The organism is Staphylococcus sp. EG-SA-2 (assembly GCF_017152085.1).
Window position 1 is genome coordinate 1 of sequence record NZ_JACYHC010001254.1, and the last position, 624, is coordinate 624.

General features: G+C 37.3%; 1 protein-coding gene. It reads right to left on the bottom strand.

Annotated elements, in window-relative coordinates; genetic code table 11:
• Positions 1–624, bottom strand: a 624-nt coding sequence (locus IDG60_RS20330; protein WP_481906117.1) for a class II glutamine amidotransferase domain-containing protein, incomplete at both ends; no start/stop codon positions are given.

Sequence of the window (624 nt, forward strand, 5' to 3'; positions counted from 1 at the left end):
TAATCGTATAACGACCTGGACGTAATCCATTTCTATCTGTAAGCGCGCCAAGTTTGTCACCGTTACAGAACGAAATCATTGTAGGACCATCCCACGGTTCCATTAAATAACTATAAAATTCATAAAACGCACGTACATTTGCATCATTCGCTTCATTGTATAACCAAGGTTCAGGTATGAGTAGCATCGCTGCCTTTTCTGGCTCCATGGCTAACGATAAGAACTCTAGCGCATTATCTACAATAGCAGAGTCACTACCATCCTCATCGACAATTTGAAACACTTTATGTTGATCCTCGCCAAATAATGTTTCGATTAATTTATGTTGGCGTGCTCGCATCCAGTTTACATTACCTTTAATCGTGTTAATCTCACCATTATGCATTAACATACGGTTAGGATGTGCCCTTTTCCAACTCGGGAATGTATTCGTACTAAATCTCGAATGCACTAACCCTAGCTTTGATTGATATAAATCATCCGATAAATCTGTATATAGTTTTTTAATTTGGTCTGATCGTAACCAACCTTTATATACAATTGTTTTGCGTGATAAGCTCGTAAAATACAATTCTAAATCGCACTGAGTCGAATAGAACTCTAATTGTTTTCTCGCTAAAAACA